Here is a 15018-nt window from a genome sequence, read left to right as displayed (position 1 = left end):
GCTGTGTCACCCTTTCCAGTTTGCATAACTGATTGAGTGATTTAATAAAATTTTTCAACCAATTATGTAAATGGGTTACCAACATCACCGATTCAAACGTAAGTGAACCATAGGTAACTATACTCATTTTGATGTCTTCACTGCTTTGCGATGAAGGCTCAACGAAAGAGCAAATTGCTCCACAACTTTGCTTAGAATAACCGCTAGGACACCATTATGATTATCTCAGCTTCTACTGACTACCGCGCTGCCGCGAAAGCCAAGCTTCCCCCGTTTCTATTCCATTATATTGATGGCGGCTCTTACGACGAACGCACGCTGAAGCGTAATACTGACGATTTAGGTGATGTCGCTCTTCGCCAACGCGTCCTACGCGATATGACAGATTTGAGCCTAGAAACCGAGATCTTCGGTGAGAAACTGGCAATGCCAATCGCGCTAGCTCCTGTTGGTCTAACTGGTATGTACGCGCGCCGAGGCGAGGTGCAAGCAGCAAAAGCAGCCGAGAAAAAAGGCATCCCATTTACTATGTCGACTGTTTCGGTTTGTCCGATTGAAGAAGTCGCACCTGCAATTGAACGTCCAATGTGGTTCCAGCTTTACGTGCTTAAAGATCGTGGCTTTATGAAAAACGTACTTGAGCGTGCAAAAGCAGCAGGCGTAACAACGCTGGTGTTTACCGTTGATATGCCAGTTCCTGGCGCACGTTACCGTGACATGCACTCAGGTATGAGTGGCCCTAACGCGGCCATGCGTCGTGTATTCCAGGCGATGCGCCACCCAAGCTGGGCGCTGGATGTGGGTCTACTTGGTAAACCGCACGACTTAGGTAACATCTCTACTTATCGTGGCGAACCAACAAAGCTAGAAGATTACATCGGCTGGTTAGGCGCAAACTTCGACCCTTCTATCTCCTGGAAAGATCTTGAGTGGATTCGTGATTTTTGGGATGGCCCAATGGTTATCAAAGGCATTCTAGATGAAGAAGACGCGAAAGATGCGGTACGTTTCGGCGCAGATGGCATTGTGGTATCTAACCATGGTGGCCGTCAGTTAGATGGCGTACTTTCAAGTGCTAAAGCACTGCCAAGCATTGCGGATGCGGTAAAAGGTGATCTTAAGATCTTCGTAGACTCTGGTATTCGTACTGGTCTTGATGTCGTTCGTATGCTCGCACTTGGTGCAGACTGTACGCTTCTTGGTCGTTCATTTGTGTACGCATTGGCTGCACAAGGCGGCGCAGGCGTTGAAAACCTACTGGATCTGTACGACAAAGAAATGCGTGTAGCTATGACGCTTACTGGCGCGAAGTCTATCGCGGATCTTTCACGCGATTCGCTAGTGAAAATCCCATAATCTTTGCAATCGAGCAAAACAGAAACGAAAAAACGAGCCAACAGTGGCTCGTTTTTTATTGCTCTTCAACCCGATAATTTGACGAGCAAGCTAGCTAACTTGGTGAACGTACTCGATCACGACTTGGTTTCCGTCGATAAACACGTTACTGATATCGCCATCCACCGTCACACGATTTTGTAAATAAACGGTACCAGATGCAGATAGATCACGCTCCGTCAAAGACGGAATCACCTGACCAGGACGTACATGTAGCTGCTCGCATAGCTGTTTTACAAAACCTAGCGTCAGTGGAGAATTACCACGTAACAAGCCAGAAAACTCGTGTAGACTCAAACCAAGGCGCTTCGCCATTTCCATTTGAGTGATGTGCATTTTGGCTTTTTGTGACATCCAGATGTCGTAGAGCGCGTTTCGATCCAGCTCTGTAAATTCCATATCTGCCTCCGCTAATTCAAGAGCCAATACACTCTCACACTTACTTAAGATAAATGTTAGCGATAAGTCAGAGAAGTTATAATTGATCGTCCAAATATCAACCCTCAATCATTGGTAGCGTACCTCTGAACATGCATGAGGCGGTCGCTCAGCAAAACGTAAAGGTAACTCTCTTGTCATTGGAAGGAAAAGTCCATCTCGGCGGTTTAGACATAAGTAAATGATTTAAAGGAAATCACTGGGGTGAAGGAGTAATATCTGCTACCTTTCCTTCCATGGTTCACTAGAAATAAGTTACATATGCCACAGTGGTTTACCGAATTACAAAGCTACATTGAAACGTCTCATCAAAATTGGAGTGGAAGCGTCCTTTTCATTACGCTCGCTAGCTTTATAGCTTGGATAGCTTGGCGGCTGATCCGCTCTCGCCTCGCTGCGCTCGTAGAGAAAACGCCCTTCCACTGGGATGACATGTTGCTTGATGCGCTAAAAGCGCCAGTCAGTACACTCATTTGGTGTTGGCCTGCAACCGTCTCTATCGGCATCATATTAGAGAGCGAGCTCAACGATAAAATAAACTGGTTAAGTACGCTGAAACTGATTTTAATCATCAGCATCTTCGTATGGACCGTTATGCGGCTCATTACCAATGTTGAAGAGCATGTACTCGAACAAAAGAACCGAGATGAAACAACAGTACAAGCGATAGCTAAGGTCGCGCGCCTGTTCTTTATTACCGTCGGAATTCTAACCGTAATGCAGGCATTTGGTCTGTCACTATCGGGCCTACTTACCTTCGGTGGTGTTGGTGGTTTGATCGTCGGTTTAGCGGCGAAGGATTTGCTGTCTAACTTTTTTGGAGGTCTTATGATCTACTTCGATCGTCCATTTAAAGTTGGCGATTGGATCCGTTCTCCAGACCGACAAATAGAGGGGACGGTAGAACGCATTGGCTGGCGTATGACCATTATCCGAACTTTCGATAAGCGTCCACTGTATGTGCCAAACTCAGTGTTTAGCAGCATTGTCGTAGAAAACCCATCTCGCATGCTGAACCGACGTATCTACGAAAAAATTGGACTTCGTTACGACGATGCTGAAAAAATGCCGCAAATTATCACCGCGGTAAAAGAAATGCTGAAAAATCACAAAGACATTGATGCACGCCAAACACTTATCGTCAACTTCGATACATTCGGTCCATCATCATTGCACTTCTTTATCTATACCTTTACTAAAACCGTGAATTGGGTGAGATACCATGAGGTTAAGCAGGACATACTGCTTAAGGTAATCAACATCATTAAAGAACACGATGCAGATATCGCGTTCCCTACTCAGACGCTTAAGCTTGATCCTATACAAATGGTAAAAGCGGAAGAGCAAGAAGATCACGGCTTCTAGTTCTCACCAATACCCAAATAATCAAGCCCGCTGTGTTTAAGCGGGCTTTTTATTTTTCTTCGCATGAAGTGGTTATTGTTGCGTTAACACCATACGTGCATTCAGCGGTTGGATTGGGCGATTGTTTTTCCCCATTACTTCCGAAAAAGATTTTATCTGCTCAGGAGAAATAGTTTGTGCTTCTTTCATCACCAACCAACGTACACCTTCAGAGCATGGCGGTGTCGTTAGTGAGCCGTTAAAGCGGTAGTAGTCTTTATCACTTGGGATAAGGGCATCAGCATCAAATGGAACCTTGATGGTAACATCTTGATCTTTAGTTGGAATGTTAGCTAGCATCTTAGCTAGATCTGGGTTCGCGTCACCCAGTTTAAAGAACACCGCGACAACAGCTAGATGACCTACTTTGTCGGCATGCACAAAGTGTGCTTCTAGAGGGTATTCTTTACCGTCCACATGGTTTTCAGATGGCGTATGGAAGTGGAACTGTTTCAACGTAAACTCTTTACCATCAATGGTGAGTGTGTTTTTACCTTCTAAACCAGTCTGTAAAGTGTGACCGTTGTTCAGCAGTGAAATTGCCTTACCTTCGTAGTCGAAATTCAATTTTTCTAGCTTCGCTTCGGTCGCCGATTCAATGTTGATTGGGCTCTGGTTTTGACCTTTTGCGCACTCAGATGCAAACTCACCCCAATGAGCAGGTCCATGGTTTCCCTCGTAGCCCCAGCTTGCTGCATAAGCTGTTCCTGTAAATACCAGTGCCAAACCTAATGTTGTTAGTGACTTCTTCATCATTTTCCTTATTTCTGAAAGTTAAATTCCGTGAGAATAAAGCCATACTAATCTCACAAAATTAAGCAGTGACAGAGTGAAAACTATGATTACAAAAGATTTTTGGAATAGAAGCCTCTAATGATGTAATTGACATGATGCTCAAAATTGAACGTCAACGATTATTGAGTCGGTGTAAGTACCTGCAGGAGGGGTCGTTTGGCTGGTTAGTATCTGCGCGCGATAATTATAATTCTGTGGCATGATACCATCCGGAATGGAGCCGCCAGTATCGACGTCACTGTGTTCACGACGTTCAGAACTGGTGCCTCCCCAGCGCTCCATCGTTGATGACTTATAGATTTCATACTCCAAATAGTGACCACTAGAAATCATTCGCCGCTGACCGCCGGACGCATTTAGGCCGTCATTCAAGCCAATGGAGAAGGAACTATTCTTGGTACAAGTTAACGATATAACCTGACTGACCGGTTCAAAACCAGCCACTAATGGGGACGAACCAAAATCAATATCTGGCGCTGTGATCATACAATCAGGGGTCACTTCTAACTCAACCGTAATCACGCTTTGAGCGCTGCCATTGGTGCGGCCAATGCATACCCCTAGAACCCCGATACCCTTACAGTAATCCCAAATCCAGGATACGGTGATTTGGTCTTTATAAGTCCCAGCGGAAAGATTACTACCCACTACCGTCCGAGCATAGAGCGGAAACTCGGCTTGAGTGCCAAACAACCCGAGTAAATCGAGTAACCCGATTTCAAAAAAATTGTAAGTTTGGCCGAATACATACTCTTGTGAAAGACCTGGATCGCCAAAAATCTGATAGCTGAGCTCCGAACTCGGATCATCCTCATTTAATAGCAAACCATTATTTATACTGTTAAACCTTGCTGATACGTAGTCGCCACTTAACAAAGACACAAGTGTAGAAAAGTCACACGTAATCCCCGCATGAGGCTGAGCTGAGCTTTGCTGCTGAGAGCTTGAAACAGTAAACGAAGAAACATTGCCAAACAAGATTAAAGGTGTTGCCGCCGTGAGCTGACAAGCCATTGTCGAGCACGAGAAAAAGAGAAGTAGGCTAGCAAACCAGCTGCGCAAAATCATAGTGCGGTCTCTTCTTCGGCTTTGATACAAACCTGCTCAGGCAATGTTTGTATTTTTTGACTGTCACGCTGATACAACCCCTCAATAAACACTTTACATGGCGGCTGTCCTTGAGGATAAAACTGAATATAGCGGCCTGGGTCAACGCCTTCAAAGTACGTAAAACCATCCCAACCAATTTGGCTTGTTAAGCCCGTTTCTGAGCGGCCATATGTACCAATCGGAAGGAACAAATGATTTTCGTCTACCACCGTCATGCTCAGTGCAATTTGTAGCTCTATTGGGAACTCTAACAGGTAGCCGTAGCCCGAATGTATCGAAGCAAACTGCTCTGTTGCAGAAAACGCAGCATTGGCAGGTAAATTAAGTGGATCGATTTCATATTTGGCGGTGTAATACGCCGTAGCCCAAGGAACAAGTAGGTAACCTTCATCGTCTGTCACTCCGACAATTTGATTTTCATATTTAACCGGAATACCTTCAAAACCACTGGTGCTCACCACAGCGAAGCTGTCATACACTTCATTCGCCGGGAATATTTCTCCATCCAACGTAGAGACCGAACCTGCCATTTCCGCAAAATAATCATAGTCGCCACTGGTGCCATTTAACCCCGCTCTGAACTGCGCCCATGACGCACGGTAGGTCAAATCAGCCTGTTTACGGTTTTCTGGGTGTTCGTTAATATCATGCGCTAAATTGACGCCCCACCCACCTCGTATTGGCGCAAGGCGGCTGTAACCCACTCGCCCTCGCACATCGCCATCGTCCTCTCTTTTCAGCGTTAGCCCCGAACTTCCCCCCAAAGAACTGAAAGGTAGAGAGAATTGCGCCAACGTAACACTCTGACCACCAATACTATGATTGTAAGAAAGGGACATATTGATATTAAAAGGCAGAGCGTAGCTATAAGTGAGATTTAGGGTACGTGAATCTGAGTCGGATTGTTGAATATCAAAGTACCCACCAGAAAGTGAGCCCCAATCTCCCAAACGGACTCCCATATTGATTTGTGATAGATGGCGCGACGCGAGTGAAGCGTCTTTGCCTTCATCGAGCATTTCGTAATTTGGTAAATGAGATAAGGTATAAAAGTCGGCTTGTTCTACTTGAGTTCGAGCAGCGAAGCTAAACAGCCGAGACTGATAACTATAACCTAGCGCATATGAGGTAGATTGATCCTGAAAATTACTCACACGAAACGAGGCATCCACCGTACCCAAGTTGAAAGCATTAGTGACAAAGCCCAGCCCCGCAACGATCAGGTCATCTTTTGCTTCAGCTTGAGCTTCTAATGTTAACCAATCAGTCATGCCATGACGCAGAGCGGTAACCACGCCACCGTCTCCATAGTCGTTAGATGCATTACCGAAATTTTCTCTGATCGCACCAATACTCGCACTGTAAGATGTAAATCCGGTCTTCAGTAGATCGGAAGAGAGAAAAAATGGGCTGGTCATGACCGTTTGCTTACCTTGAGCATCCGTTGCAATTACCGTTGCTTCCCCAGCACCAGAGAGCATTGGAATATCGTTAATAATGAAAGGACCGGGCCCAACATTCATTGAGTCAGTTTTAAAGCCATTGATAAACAAATCTAACGTAGTGGGCGCTGTGACCTCACCATAAAATGCAGGTAACGGCGTCGTCACGACATCCGGACGCATAGAGAAATCATGTGACAACTGAATACCCGCCAGTCTTACTGGTTGGCTCCAAGATAAAGGGCGAACAATATAGTCCCCTACCTCCATACGAATTCGCTTCTCTTGATTGACGTACTCGTAACTCGTATCAAAACGAGTGTACTGGCTGCTTTGCTGGGACTGAACATCGCGATGAAAGTTAGATTTAAATATCCCGGTAGTAGAAAAAACGCCAAACTCAGAAAAGGCTCTGACTTCATGATTGATAGAAACCTCCTTTTGTCGGCTTTCGTTCTCGTACACACCAAATACGTTGTAGTTAAGCAGGCCACCACGCCCAAACTGAGCCGGGGAAAATCGCCCCATATCCTGCGCTGATAAATTCTGCATCGGTAACCAATTAGGCGGTACGTCAATTGCGAGTTGCAATGACGATTGCAAGTAACGCACGTTAACACCTGGGATAGACGTAACCTCAAGTCTCTCTTCGGTTCCAGGCAACGACTTGGCGGTAACCCCAACTGAAATGAGGTCCTCCCGGAGCAAAAAGAACTGATCGCCAACTCGCTCAACTTTCGCAACAAGCCCGGTTGCTCTTTGATTGATCACCAACTCCAGATTGAGGCTAATATTCTCAAACTTTTCTAATGAGAAATTTTCAGGACTCGGTAGCTCAGAGAAGTGGTTTGCTGAATTTGCACAAAGACCAATACTGCTCCACGTTACGCTAAGTAATACCAACCAAAAGAAAGCATTCATTGTATTAAATCTATTCATTATTGCTTCAATGGTATTTGGTAACGTTTACCTCCAATATTCGCGCTCAAACTCAAGGGTCTGACATTACTATGGGGAATAGACCAAACCTTATACTGTTCAGGAAGAATATAGCCAGCTAGTCCATCGGAAATAACGACAGGATCTTTATTTGGTAGATTCAACTGTAAATTCACTAAGCGAACATGGTGTTTTCCTGAATTTTTAATGTGAACAAAACGCTGATTATTTTTCTTAATAAACTGTGCCTGTAAATCATCCCATAATTCACTGTCACGGTTTGGTTTTTGAGTATCAGTCAGCCCTTTCCCGTAAATAAACAAAGGTATCGAGTAACGCATTCGGACTTTTACAGCGAGTTCATTTTCCGTCAATTCTGTTTGAGGGTTTTGAGTTGGCGGTAATTCATCTATGATCACTCGGTATGCATACTCCTTACCCGCAGAGGCCTCATCTTGGTTGATGATGCGGATTAACTGCTTTTCACCTGGTTCAATTTTGACAAACGGAGGGGTTGCAATTAACTGGCTTTGACTTGAATAACTATCTTCTCCTTCGTTTTGTTCCCACTTAAAAATTCTCACCTGTAAATAAGAATCAACACTGCCTTTATTTACCATCCAAAGTGATGTTGCATTACTCTCCTCTGATATTTTGGGGTAAATCGGCCAAATTAATAATGAGTTAGCATTGGCATTTGAGAAAAAAACAAAAAGGAAGGTTATTAATAATAGTTTTTTGAGTATGAATTCCATTTCACCCCTCCAAAGTTCACTTACCACTCTAATGTCAGCGTCAGCGTATCCATATAAATTCCAGCCATTTCATTCCCATTTATTGTCGCCTTTGCCCAGATAGGAAACTGAATATTATCTGGGTCTTGGTCGGTATCGACGGAATATTGCGTGTCAATATCAAGCACCTGCGTATAATTTAGATCCTGAAACAAAAAGTAATCTACCGTTGTCGCTTCTTCACTGTGCTTTAGCTTACGTACACCGTCCGATGCATTCATCCCGCCATTTACGGAAACATTCATCGTAATACCCGGAGTACAACTTAATGTGAGTGATGAACTGTAAGTGATGCTGCCTTGTACTTCCGTCGCGTAAACTGAAGAATGCTCACCAAAATCTAACGTGCCTATTTGCCCAGCTTGGGTTGCGCTTTCTTCTTGTACTGCGCCGTTAATCAAACAACCTGTATCTACGGTGGCAGACACCTGAAAAGTTTGTGTCGCATCAGCCAGCACAGTTAAAGAGCACAAACTCATCGCGACAAGTGAAAAGCCCCTAACAACCAGCGTCACGTTTTACCAGCTTAGCGTCACACTGATGGTATCGGAGTATGTGCCGGCAATGCTGCTCGTACCGTAAGCTTTCGCAAAAAGCTCAATAGTTTGCGATGTTGCACTAGTAAATTCAGACAGAGCTACCGTCCCGCCTTGTATAATTTGTGTGCTTCGGTCTGAGTCGGTAAACAACGTATAATCAATAAATTGCGCGCCATTTGACATCGCGTAGGTACCAACGGTCGCACTTGCATCATACAATCCGGTGCCCAATGTAAACGTCGGTGTCACACCGTTACTACAAAGCACTTCAATACCCGTCGCACTACCACCATTTACCACACCATCTTGTTCACTGAAGATTGCAGGCACGTCTCCAAAGGCGAGTGAGCCAAAGCCAACGCCAGAAGCTGCATCTACCGCATTGTTTCCATTAATCACACAACCTTGTACAAGGTTAATTGAAACATCAATCGTACCGCTCACTGACGCTCCACTCGCTTGCCAACTAAATGAGGTTAAGAGCAGAGGCATCATCAGATAAAATCTTTTCATATAAAGCTCCATTTTTACATTCCACTGTATATCGGTAACCTTTTTATTAGTTATAGCTCAATTATGACAAACCAAATGCATATAAAATGTAAAACAATAAAAAGAAGCAGGATAAGGATAAAGACGAACAGCAAATAAAAATATTAAACTTAAAAGTGACGATTTTTAAGCATGTAATGCTAAAAAATAACCACTAAAAACAAATGGTTATTATCTTGTTCCAAATACAGAATCGACAATGAGTTAGAAGGTAGGGTGAAGTTGAGTGGAAAAAATCTAAAAAAAGTAGCAGAACGACACGAGAAGTTTAGAAAAGATTGGCGACCATTTCTTCCCGAAACAAGAATCTTCATGAAACAAAAATGCGCCCCAAAAAGGAGCGCATTTCTTACTTGAATAAGTTATTCCCAATCAAGAATAACTTTGCCTGACATACCGCTGCGCATTACATCGAAGCCTTCTTGGAAGTCATCAATCTTGTAGTGGTGCGTGATGATTGGCGATAGATCCAGACCAGATTGGATCAGTGAAGCCATCTTGTACCAAGTTTCGAACATTTCGCGACCGTAGATACCTTTGATCACCAAGCCTTTGAAGATAACTTGGTTCCAGTCGATACCCATGTCTGACGGTGGAATACCTAGTAGTGCAATGCGACCACCGTGGTTCATTGTGGTTAGCATTGAGTTGAATGCTGCTGGGTTACCAGACATTTCTAGACCAACGTCGAAGCCTTCTGTCATGCCTAGCTCAGCCATTACGTCTTCTAGCTTCTCTTCAGCCACGTTTACTGCGCGTGTTACACCCATCTTACGAGCAAGTTCTAGACGGTATTCGTTCACGTCTGTGATCACTACGTGGCGAGCACCAACGTGTTTAGCAACCGCTGCTGCCATGATACCGATTGGGCCAGCACCTGTGATAAGCACGTCTTCGCCTACTAGGTCGAAAGAAAGTGCTGTGTGTACTGCGTTACCAAACGGGTCAAAGATAGACGCTAGATCGTCAGAGATGCCTTCAGGGATCTTGAACGCGTTGAACGCTGGGATCACTAGGTATTCAGCGAATGCACCTTCACGGTTAACGCCCACACCAATCGTGTTGCGACATAGGTGAGTACGGCCGCCACGACAGTTACGACAGTGACCACACGTGATGTGACCTTCGCCAGATACGCGGTCACCGATTTCAAAGCCACGAACTTCCTGACCAATCGCAACCACTTCACCCACGTATTCGTGACCAACAACCATAGGCACTGGAATTGTCTTTTGTGACCATTCGTCCCAGTTGTAGATGTGTACGTCTGTACCACAGATAGCGGTTTTCTTAATTTTGATCAGAATGTCGTTATGGCCAACTTCTGGTTTATCAACCTCAGTCATCCAGATGCCTTCTTCAGGCTTTAGCTTTGATAATGCTTTAATTTTCATAATGTAACCTTAATTAAAGGCCCTATTGTCTAAGGCCTAGAATCTTAAATAAGACCCATGTCCTTACCAACTTGGATGAACGCGTCGATTGCACGGTCTAGCTGCTCGCGAGAGTGCGCCGCAGACATTTGAGTACGGATACGTGCTTGACCTTTTGGTACTACAGGGAATGAGAAGCCGATTACGTAGATGCCTTTCTCCAGCGCACGCTCTGCGAATTCTGCTGCTACTTTTGCGTCACCAAGCATGATCGGAATGATTGCGTGGTCAGCACCACCCATTGTGAAACCAGCGTCTTCCATACGAGTACGGAAGTGTGCTGCGTTTTCCCATAGACGATCACGTAGGTCACCGCTCTCTTCTAGTAGATCTAGAACGCGGATAGAAGCGCTTACGATTGCTGGTGCAACAGAGTTAGAGAATAGGTATGGACGAGAACGCTGACGTAGCCAGTCAATCACTTCCGCTTTACCAGATGTGTAACCGCCTGAAGCGCCGCCCATTGCTTTGCCTAGCGTACCAGTGATGATGTCGATACGGTCAACTACGTTGTGGTGCTCGTGCGTACCTGCACCTGTTTTGCCCATGAAGCCAACAGCGTGAGAGTCATCAACCATAGTCAACGCGCCGTACTTCTCTGCTAGGTCACAGATAGCCGGAAGGTTTGCTACTACGCCGTCCATTGAGAACACACCGTCCGTTACGATAAGAATGTGGCGAGCACCTGCTTCTTTCGCAGCGATCAGTTGTTGCTCTAGCTCTTCCATGTTGTTGTTTGAGTAGCGGAAACGCATTGCTTTACATAGACGAACACCGTCGATGATTGACGCGTGGTTTAAAGCGTCAGAGATGATTGCGTCTTCTTTGCCTAGAATAGTTTCAAATAGGCCCGCGTTTGCGTCGAAACATGATGTGTAAAGAATCGTATCTTCTTTACCTAGGAACTTAGAAAGCTTCTGCTCAAGCTCTTTGTGGATGTCTTGCGTACCACAGATAAAACGTACTGAAGCCATACCAAAGCCGTGCTCGTCCATGCCTGCTTTACCCGCTTCGATAAGTGCCGGGTGGTTAGCAAGACCAAGGTAGTTGTTCGCACAGAAGTTTAGTACTTCTTCACCAGTAGAGATTTTAACAGCCGCTTGCTGTTGAGACGTAATGACACGCTCTGATTTGTAAAGGCCTTCCGCCTTTACTTCTTCGATTTGCTGCTGAATCTGTTGGTAGAATGCAGAAGACATTTGAAATTCCTTCCTAGTTATTTTGGCGAGTATTTACTCGTTTAGAATTAGGCTTAGCCTTTATGTGACGGGCGTCACGGGCTATCACTCATCAATTAATTGTAGTGTAATTCAAGGAAGGAGGAAGGATTATACCTTAAGGTGGAAAAGCATTAATGAATCCTAGGCACAAGTTCGATTAATGCTTTTCTATAAGGTTGTTATAAAAGGAATTATAGCCAGGTAGGCTTAGCCAAAAGTGTTTCAAAGTCCTTAGCAGGTAATGGTCGGCTATAGTGGAAACCTTGTCCGAACTCACAGTTTAGGTTTTTCAGGTAATCCACATGACGCTGTTCTTCGATGCCTTCTGCGACGATCTTAAGATCCAGCGCTTTCGCCATTGCTATGATTACGTTGACAAGCTCGCGGTCTGAGTCGTTCTCGAACATATTTTGCATAAAGCTACGATCGATCTTTAAGCGGTCGAACGGAAACTTCTGCAAGTAACTCAGCGCAGAATAACCAGTACCAAAATCATCAATAGTAAGTTTGGTGCCTAACGCTCGTAAGTTATTAAGCATGTCTAATAGCTCAGAATCGTGATTGAAGAGGAGACTTTCTGTCACTTCAATATCGAACTTATTTGACGGAAGACCAGACTCCTCAAGGCTGTGTTTAATAAACGTAAGTAAGCGCTCGCAGTACCTAAATTGAACACTAGAAAAGTTTACAGAAACAAACAACGGAGTCAGACTTTGCCATTGTGCCGCTTGTCGACACGCTTGTTGAATAGCAAACTCACCAATTTGATGAATTAAACCATTTTTCTCTGCAATAGAGATAAACTCTTCAGGGTTTACAAATCCGTACTTGTCATCATTCCAACGCATTAGCGCTTCTGCCCCTACGATTTTACCACTACTCAGCTCAATAATTGGCTGATAATACAGCTCTAATAACTGATTGGAGATCGCACTTCTCAGACGATTTTCCAGATCCAAATAGCGTTGCAAATCTTGGTTCATATTATGGTTATAAAAACAAAAGCCATCACGCCCATCTTGTTTCGCCCGATACATTGCCATATCAGCACATGCAAGGAGCTGCTCAGCGTTGTCTCCGTCATCCGGGAACACAGACATTCCGACGCTGCTACTCAAGAAGAATTCATGGTTGTTCCAAACAAACGGATCGTTAAACGCCGAAAGCACACTTGAAGCAACTCGCTTTGCAGTATCATTATCAGGCAAGTCTGGGATGACGAGTAAAAACTCATCCCCACCAATTCTCGCCAATAAGTCTGTTTTTCTTGCGACTTGATACAGTCGCTGAGCACTGAGTTTAAGGATTTCATCCCCAACAAAGTGTCCCATTGAATCGTTAATCTGCTTAAAGTGGTCTAAGTCGATGAACATCACCAAAACTTTAGACCCACTACGCGATGCCCTAATTAACTCCAAAGCCAATCGCTCGGAACCATAACTACGATTAGGTAAATTGGTTAATGTGTCATATTTAGCTTGGAAGGCGAGTTCTTTTTCAGACGCTTTTCGACGTTCAATTTCGTTCGTTAATTTTTTATTCTGTTGAGAAAGAATATCTTTACGCTTTTTTTCTTCCTCAAGCTTAATTTTCAATTCAATCCTATTATTGTTCGTGATGAATGCATAACATAAAGCAATGACGATCATAACGGCCAGAATACTCAAACCAATAATAAAGAGCCGTGATGTAAATATATCTCGTTCACTCAAAGGCTCGAACCACGCCATCAATTTGAAGTGATGTTTATCCACAGGAACTTCAAAGTAAATTTTTCCGTCTACAGCCTCAGAAACGAAATAGTTCTCATCCTTATTGTGAGAAGGTGTTTTATTTATGGTATCCCATACAACCATTTCCACGTCTTTTATTTTTAGCACCATTCGGCTATAACTATCTTCGTGTTCTTGGTTAGTAAGTTGGTCAATAACAATATTCTTATTAAGATCGGCAATTAAAAAGGCAACAGGCTTTCCGGAGAACTTAACTTGCTTAATGACTTGAATGCGAACGTCATCATTGTATCGCGTCGCACAAACCTCTTCGGGATGCCCGTGTTGAGTCATTAAGGTTTGTATGTCCATTTTGTGCTCGGCAAGGTTTTCAGATCCAGTGGTGACAATGGTGACTCCATCACTGCCTACTAGCGTGAGCTTCTTATAGATTTGGCTGCTATTAATTAGCTTACTGTCTATCTTCTCATCGAAGCGACGCTTTAAATTAATTAGACTGGCACCTAATCCATACTCCATTGACATGCCAGAAGCTAAATTACCAAAGAATGTTTGTATTGTTTTATCTGTAGCTAGATTATCAACATCTTCACTCGCTATGGTAAATAAATTATCGAGTGTGCTTGCATAACTTTTTACTTTTAAATCTAGTTCTCTGTATTGAGATTCTTTTAATTTATTTTGACCTACGCTAGTCACAGTAATAAGCATAGCTAAGTAAATTGAAACTAATATTGCGCTTATTGTAATAAATCTTTTACTGGAAAATTTTTTAACGGCCTTATTCATCGGACTTTCTTTTTATCTTCTATAAAGTAATCGTTATAAAAGTAGTAAATAGATGGATAGTATTTTTTTACTAATTTTTCGTATGAACCGTCTTTTTTTATCGAGTCTAAATAACGATCAAATGCTTTGCGTAATTCAGGGGAATTTTTACGGAATGCAACAGCCATTTTTTGATTTTCAGATATAGGGCCAATGACTTTTATTTCGCCCGGCCATTTTTCGAGGGCAATTAGCGTATCCGCAACATCTAATAATGTGCTTTCCGCATCATTTTTCATTATCGCTGGAACCATCTCATTAAGGAGACGCGCCCCATCAGGTAATATAACTTTTGCACCTGTGTCATATAAGTCATAAAGGGCTTTGTTGCGTAATTCGGACAGAAAACCAAGTCGTCCGAAATTGAATAATTATTAAACAATATACTGAGTTTCA

Annotated in this window: 12 protein-coding genes and 1 pseudogene; 2 read left to right on the top strand and 11 right to left on the bottom strand. The window is 43.7% G+C overall.

The genetic code is table 11. From position 1 onward, the window contains the following. The first annotated feature begins 216 nt into the window (after positions 1 to 216). Complete coding sequence (gene lldD, locus R7Z49_RS08195) at positions 217 to 1356, top strand: FMN-dependent L-lactate dehydrogenase LldD (protein ID WP_005383962.1); 1140 nt, start codon at positions 217 to 219, stop codon at positions 1354 to 1356. Positions 1357 to 1446: 90 nt separating this feature from the next. Here the strand turns inward: lldD and R7Z49_RS08190 are convergent, their stop codons facing one another. After that, complete coding sequence (locus R7Z49_RS08190; protein WP_005375109.1) at positions 1447 to 1794, bottom strand: helix-turn-helix domain-containing protein; 348 nt, start codon at positions 1792 to 1794, stop codon at positions 1447 to 1449. 300 nt (positions 1795 to 2094) lie between these two features. On the opposite strand from R7Z49_RS08190, the gene R7Z49_RS08185 reads away from it, so the two are divergent. Further along, positions 2095 to 3198, top strand: coding sequence for a mechanosensitive ion channel family protein (locus R7Z49_RS08185; protein ID WP_005375107.1), 1104 nt, complete (start codon positions 2095 to 2097; stop codon positions 3196 to 3198). A gap of 72 nt (positions 3199 to 3270) precedes the next feature. Here the strand turns inward: R7Z49_RS08185 and R7Z49_RS08180 are convergent, their stop codons facing one another. The 10 genes and pseudogenes from R7Z49_RS08180 to R7Z49_RS08135 form a co-directional block, all read right to left on the bottom strand. Further along, positions 3271 to 3990, bottom strand: coding sequence for a carbonic anhydrase (locus tag R7Z49_RS08180; protein WP_005375106.1), 720 nt, complete (start codon positions 3988 to 3990; stop codon positions 3271 to 3273). 141 nt (positions 3991 to 4131) lie between these two features. Then, complete coding sequence (locus R7Z49_RS08175; RefSeq protein ID WP_318111536.1) at positions 4132 to 5100, bottom strand: spore coat protein U domain-containing protein; 969 nt, start codon at positions 5098 to 5100, stop codon at positions 4132 to 4134. Beyond that, a complete protein-coding gene (locus R7Z49_RS08170; protein ID WP_373921216.1) occupies positions 5097 to 7523 on the bottom strand; it encodes a fimbria/pilus outer membrane usher protein in 2427 nt (808 codons plus the stop codon). The genes R7Z49_RS08175 and R7Z49_RS08170 overlap by 4 nt, the downstream gene beginning before the upstream one ends. Further along, positions 7523 to 8278 (bottom strand): molecular chaperone, encoded by a 756-nt coding sequence (locus R7Z49_RS08165; RefSeq protein ID WP_005375103.1) that lies wholly within the window; start codon positions 8276 to 8278, stop codon positions 7523 to 7525. The genes R7Z49_RS08170 and R7Z49_RS08165 overlap by 1 nt, the downstream gene beginning before the upstream one ends. Before the next feature lie 20 nt (positions 8279 to 8298). Further along, positions 8299 to 8796: a spore coat U domain-containing protein gene (locus R7Z49_RS08160; protein WP_017820521.1), complete on the bottom strand. Its 498-nt coding sequence runs from the start codon at positions 8794 to 8796 to the stop codon at positions 8299 to 8301. 39 nt (positions 8797 to 8835) lie between these two features. Then, positions 8836 to 9381, bottom strand: a complete 546-nt coding sequence (locus R7Z49_RS08155; protein WP_005375099.1) for a spore coat U domain-containing protein — start codon at positions 9379 to 9381, stop codon at positions 8836 to 8838. A 389-nt stretch (positions 9382 to 9770) separates the two neighbouring features. Continuing rightward, positions 9771 to 10802 carry an L-threonine 3-dehydrogenase gene (gene tdh, locus R7Z49_RS08150; RefSeq protein WP_005383983.1) on the bottom strand — a complete coding sequence of 344 codons (1032 nt, stop codon included), beginning with the start codon at positions 10800 to 10802 and terminating at the stop codon, positions 9771 to 9773. Positions 10803 to 10846: 44 nt separating this feature from the next. Then, a complete protein-coding gene (locus R7Z49_RS08145; RefSeq protein WP_005375095.1) occupies positions 10847 to 12040 on the bottom strand; it encodes a glycine C-acetyltransferase in 1194 nt (397 codons plus the stop codon). Positions 12041 to 12252: 212 nt separating this feature from the next. Next, on the bottom strand, positions 12253 to 14583 hold the full coding sequence (locus tag R7Z49_RS08140) for a putative bifunctional diguanylate cyclase/phosphodiesterase (RefSeq protein WP_213879422.1): 2331 nt from the start codon (positions 14581 to 14583) through the stop codon (positions 12253 to 12255). Further along, positions 14580 to 14942: pseudogene (locus R7Z49_RS08135) on the bottom strand (transporter substrate-binding domain-containing protein); the annotation flags it as partial. The gene R7Z49_RS08140 and the pseudogene R7Z49_RS08135, both read right to left, overlap by 4 nt. Positions 14943 to 15018 lie beyond the last annotated feature (76 nt).

Source organism: Vibrio sp. 1562, from assembly GCF_033340155.1.
In the GTDB taxonomy this organism is placed as follows: Bacteria; Pseudomonadota; Gammaproteobacteria; order Enterobacterales; family Vibrionaceae; genus Vibrio; species Vibrio alginolyticus.
Note: the sequence above shows the minus strand (reverse complement) of the source record. Positions and strands in the feature narration are given on the sequence as shown.

Bases quoted from the DNA above. Each gene is read 5' to 3' on its own strand.
- lldD (WP_005383962.1), top strand. From the start codon at position 217: ATGATTATCTCAGCTTCTACTGACTACCGCGCTGCCGCGAAAGCCAAG.
- R7Z49_RS08190 (WP_005375109.1), bottom strand. From the start codon at position 1,794: ATGGAATTTACAGAGCTGGATCGAAACGCGCTCTACGACATCTGGATG.
- R7Z49_RS08185 (WP_005375107.1), top strand. From the start codon at position 2,095: ATGCCACAGTGGTTTACCGAATTACAAAGCTACATTGAAACGTCTCAT.
- R7Z49_RS08180 (WP_005375106.1), bottom strand. From the start codon at position 3,990: ATGAAGAAGTCACTAACAACATTAGGTTTGGCACTGGTATTTACAGGA.
- R7Z49_RS08175 (WP_318111536.1), bottom strand. From the start codon at position 5,100: ATGATTTTGCGCAGCTGGTTTGCTAGCCTACTTCTCTTTTTCTCGTGC.
- R7Z49_RS08170 (WP_373921216.1), bottom strand. From the start codon at position 7,523: ATGAATAGATTTAATACAATGAATGCTTTCTTTTGGTTGGTATTACTT.
- R7Z49_RS08165 (WP_005375103.1), bottom strand. From the start codon at position 8,278: ATGGAATTCATACTCAAAAAACTATTATTAATAACCTTCCTTTTTGTT.
- R7Z49_RS08160 (WP_017820521.1), bottom strand. From the start codon at position 8,796: ATGAGTTTGTGCTCTTTAACTGTGCTGGCTGATGCGACACAAACTTTT.
- R7Z49_RS08155 (WP_005375099.1), bottom strand. From the start codon at position 9,381: ATGGAGCTTTATATGAAAAGATTTTATCTGATGATGCCTCTGCTCTTA.
- tdh (WP_005383983.1), bottom strand. From the start codon at position 10,802: ATGAAAATTAAAGCATTATCAAAGCTAAAGCCTGAAGAAGGCATCTGG.
- R7Z49_RS08145 (WP_005375095.1), bottom strand. From the start codon at position 12,040: ATGTCTTCTGCATTCTACCAACAGATTCAGCAGCAAATCGAAGAAGTA.
- R7Z49_RS08140 (WP_213879422.1), bottom strand. From the start codon at position 14,583: ATGAATAAGGCCGTTAAAAAATTTTCCAGTAAAAGATTTATTACAATA.